The organism is Actinoplanes sp. NPDC051633, from assembly GCF_040681735.1.
In the GTDB taxonomy this organism is placed as follows: domain Bacteria; phylum Actinomycetota; class Actinomycetes; order Mycobacteriales; family Micromonosporaceae; genus Actinoplanes.
Map to the genome: position 1 here is coordinate 1 of NZ_JBFAZH010000688.1, position 4,256 is coordinate 4,256.

At 69.7% G+C, this 4,256-nt stretch carries 3 protein-coding genes and 1 pseudogene; 1 reads left to right on the top strand and 3 read right to left on the bottom strand.

The features are described 5' to 3' along the window. The 3 genes and pseudogenes from AB0M20_RS29785 to AB0M20_RS29795 form a co-directional block, all read right to left on the bottom strand. Nucleotides 1-526, bottom strand: a pseudogene (locus AB0M20_RS29785) (hypothetical protein); the annotation flags it as partial. 190 nt (nt 527-716) lie between these two features. Next, nucleotides 717-1,466 (bottom strand): ABC transporter ATP-binding protein, encoded by a 750-nt coding sequence (locus tag AB0M20_RS29790; protein ID WP_364303639.1) that lies wholly within the window; start codon nt 1,464-1,466, stop codon nt 717-719. 66 nt (nt 1,467-1,532) lie between these two features. Continuing rightward, nucleotides 1,533-2,693, bottom strand: coding sequence for an ABC transporter substrate-binding protein (locus AB0M20_RS29795; RefSeq protein ID WP_364303640.1), 1,161 nt, complete (start codon nt 2,691-2,693; stop codon nt 1,533-1,535). A gap of 452 nt (nt 2,694-3,145) precedes the next feature. Here AB0M20_RS29795 and AB0M20_RS29800 point away from each other — a divergent pair. Continuing rightward, on the top strand, nt 3,146-4,256 hold a 1,111-nt coding region (locus tag AB0M20_RS29800), incomplete at its 3' end, for a nitrate- and nitrite sensing domain-containing protein (protein ID WP_364303641.1).

The following is a 4,256-nucleotide window of genomic DNA, read 5'->3' on the forward strand; positions in this document are numbered from 1 at the left end:
TTAATTTGATATTTAGCAATTTATAGCAACCACCATTTTTGGTTGCTGGGGCTTTAACCGCGGCCCCGACCGTCGCCAGGCTCCAGCGCGCGATCACCTGGGTGAGCGCCGCGTAGGCCGCGAAGATCCCGACCGCGGCGCCCAGCGCCGCGCAGAGGCCGATCACGAAGACGGGGTGTACGCCGGTGATCCGGGCCGTTCGGGCGGGCTGCATGGTCAGCGGTACGACCAGGGCGGCGCCCACACCGGCGGCGACGGCGAGAGCGGCAAGCGTGCCGACCGTGGCCGGCGCCCGCCACCGGCCGCCCAGCCGGCTCCCGGCCAGGGCGCCGATCACGGCGGCGCTCATCGCGAACCACGCCACCCACGCGAGCTGGGCGGTCCACTGGTCCCGGGCGGCCACCTCGAGGACCCGGGTCAGGCGCAGGATGCCCAGCCCGTACGCCAGACCGAGCTGGCAGGCACCGGCCAGCGCGGCGACGCCGAGCGTCACGCCGAGCAGCTTGGCCCAGGTCCGAAGAGCCATCCTCAGCCCCACCACCGCCCTTGACCGGCCTGAAGGCTCAGCTTCAGCCCTTGACCGGCCGGAAGGTGATGCCATTTCAGCCCAATCGTCCCTTGACCGGACCGAAGGCTGAGCTTCCATGCGGGGAGGGTACGGAATTGTCCATGATCATCGCCAGTTGGGTGCCGCTACTTAAGGAACCCGAAAGCTGTCATGCCATCAGCAGCTCGTGCAGCTCGGCGCTGCACCGCGCGACCTCTTCCTGGTGAGCGGTGCGGCCCAGCGCGCGCGGCCGCGGGATCTTGATGTCGAGGATCTCGCGGATCCGGCCCGGGCGCGGGCTGAGCACGACCACCCGGTCGGCCAGCAGCACCGCCTCGTCGATCGAGTGGGTGACGAAGACGGTCGTCGCGCTGTTCTCCATGTGCACCCGCTGCAGCTCGATCGACATCTCCTCGCGGGTCAGCGCGTCCAGCGCGGAGAACGGCTCGTCCATCAGCATCACGCGCGGGTTGGTGATCAGCGACCGGCACAGCGCCACACGCTGCTGCATGCCGCCGGAGAGCTCGTGCGGCATCCGCTTCTCGAAACCGGACAGACCGGTCAGCTCCAGCAGCTCCTGCGCGCGGGCCCGGTGCGCACGCTTGCGCCACCCGAAGATCTGCACCGGCAGCAGCACGTTGTCGAGCACCGACCGCCAGGGCAGCAGTGCCGGACGCTGGAACATCATCGAGATGTCCCGCCGCGGGCGCTGCACCGGCTCGCCCGCCACCCGGACCTCGCCGGCGCCGGCCGGGAGCAGCCCCGCGATGATGCGCAGCATCGTGGACTTGCCGCAGCCGGACCGGCCGAGGATCGCCACGAACTCGCCGTCGGTGACCTCGAGGTCGATCTCGCGCAGCGCCTCCACGGTGCCCGACCTGCCGGAGAAGCTGCGGGAGACGCCGGACAAGCGAATCATCGTGGCTCCCGGGTGCGGCGGATTGACGTGTTTCGAAGAGCGTAGTCCTTGATTGTTACCGCCGGGTCAGCTGGCCAGACGCCAGCGGCCGCTGCGTGCCACCAGCACGGTCAGCGCCTGCGGCATGAGGCCGGAGTGGTTGTCCGGGGTGATCCGGATCGGGCCGGACAAGCCGTCCAGCTGGGCCGTCTCGATCTCGTTGCGCAACGCGACCCGGTCCTTACCGACCCGCACGACCGCATCACCGATCACGTCGACCGCGTCCGCGGCGAGGGACGCCACCCCGGAGTACGAGCCGTAGCGCGAGGTGTAGTCGCGGAACCACTGCTTGCGCGTCGCCTTGGCCGGGGTCGTCGCGATGACGTCGTCGATCGCGAGCGTCTGGGTGAAGATCATCGTCGCGTTCTCGGTGGCCTCGGCCGCCTTCTGTGAGATGAACAGGTCACCGGCGGACGCCGCGTCGAAGTACAGCTGCCCCTTGAACCCGGCGGCCTTGGCGCTGGTCGCCGCCAGCCCGGCCTGATCCGGGCCGACCAGGAAGAGCAGCGCGTCCGGCTTCGCGCCGGCCAGGGTGCCGACCGCCTGGGAGACGTCGGTGGCGGTCGCCTTCACCGCGATCGGCGCGAGCGCCTTGACCGTGGTCTTGCCGGTCTCCGCCTCGAACGCGGCCCGCGCCCCCTTGCCGTACTCGTCGTCGGCGTGCAGGACACCGACCTTCTTGACGCCGGCCTGCCGCATGGCGGACACCAGAGCGGACGCGCTGTCCGCGGAGTTCGGACCGATCTTGAAGGTGTACTTGCGCTCGAGCACCGGCGCGGCGACCGTGTCGGCGGGGGCGAGGGCGATCGTCGGCAGCCGCTTGTCGATGATCGTCTTGGTCGCGCCGACGACGCACTCGCTGCAGTTGCCGGTGATGACCGCGGCCACCGTGGGGTCGTCGCCGAACGCGGCGATGTTGCGCAGCGAGGTGGTCGCATCGGACCCGTTGTCGACGATGCGCAGCGTCAGCTTCGTGTTGCCGAGCACTCCGGAGGCGTTGAGCTGCTCCACCCGCAGGGTGAGGGCGCGCGCGTACGCGGTGTCGACCGTGGAGCCGGAGGCCAGGTCGGCGCCGATCACCACCTGGTTGACGGCGTCGGCCGGCTCGTCGTCCGACGTGCACCCGGCGAGGCCGGTGGCGAGCAGCGCGGCGACGACGACGGCCGGCGCACGGCGGGAGAACCTCACTGCGGGTGCCTCCTTGTGGGGGTGTCCAGGTCGCGACGTCGTCCCCAGTGGACCGCGCGCGCACGGACATCACGTGCGTCCGATCGCGAGAAACCTTGCCAACGCGAAGGTTCTTGGTCAAGCTGCATCATTACGCGGTGCGAGACAGCCGTCTCACATAGTGGTTGGAATCTTCATCGATATCCGTCACCATGCGATCACTGTGCGCAGCCAACATCATATTGATGCACGTCAGCGTCCTACGGAGATCCACAAACTGTCCGAACTGGTGCTTACCATTCCACTTGGTAGGACGTTTCCGGAACCGATCACCCTTCCCAAACGTATTCCCGGTCTGATGAAATCGCGGCCGTGCCGAGTGTTGCACGTACCTGCCCGCAGACGTCGGGAAGGCCCGGGCCGGTGGCGCCGGGTGGGCGAGATGTTGTGGGGATGACCAGCGAGGAGATGTCGTGAGCACCGGTTCACCCGCCCAGCCTGCGACCGACGCTGCGCCGCCCGGGCGCGAGCGACGTGGACCCGTCGCGCGCCTGCGGGATGCACGCATCCGGTCGAAGCTGGCGCTGATCCTGTTCGTGCCACTGGTCGCCGTGCTGGCCCTGGCCGGTGTCCGTCTCGTGGACATCGGTGGTCGCGCCCTGGACGCCGCGCAGGTCGAGCAACTCACCCGGCTGTCCGCTGACGTCTCCAACCTGACCCAGGCCCTGCATCAGGAGCGGATGACCGGCGCGCAGTATCTGGCGCTGCCCACCATGAGCAAGGACGTCTACACCGCGGCGATCGCGCAGAGCGACCGGCGCATCCAGCAGTACACCGCCGACCGCCGCGAGCTCGACGACCCGCCGGCGTCGGTGGAACAGCGGCTGGACCGGATCGACGACCACCTGCGCACGATGGACGGCACCCGGGGCCGGGTCGCCAACCGCGACCAGATCTCGGTGACCGAGACCGTCCTGCGGTACGGCGTGGTGATCACCGACCTGGTCGGATACGGCGAGGCGCTCGGCCAGTTCGCCGGCGACGGCACCGTGGCCGACGGCCTGCGGGCGCTGTCCGCCTTCGCCAAGGCCAAGGCGGGCACCGGTGAGCAGGAGGCGATCTCCTACGCGGCGGTGGTCGCGGGCGACATCAGTGCCGAGCAGCAGGCTGCCTTCATCGCCACGCAGACCAGCCAGCAGGAATCGCTGATCGCCTTCTCCGCGGTCGCCTCCCCGGCGGATCGCGAGCTGGTGGACAGCACGGTCACCGGTGACGCGGTGAACCTGGCCGACCAGGTGGCGATCCGGCTCAGCCGTGGCGACCGGGTGCCCGCGCTCGAGGTCGAGCAGTCCTTCGGCGCGGTGGTCGACCTGATGCGCTGGGCCGAGCAGAGGCTGGAGAGCGAGCGGATCGCCCAGGCCACCGACGAGAGCGCGTCGGTGACCCGGCAGGCCACCATCGAGGCGGCGCTGGTGCTGCTGGTGCTGATCCTGGCGGTCGCGCTCGCCGTGATCATGGCCCGTTCGCTGAACCTCTCACTGCGCCGGCTGCGCGAGGGCGCGCTGGGCGTGGCCCACCGCGACC

Bases quoted from the DNA above. Each gene is read 5' to 3' on its own strand.
- AB0M20_RS29790 (WP_364303639.1), bottom strand. From the start codon at position 1,466: ATGATTCGCTTGTCCGGCGTCTCCCGCAGCTTCTCCGGCAGGTCGGGC.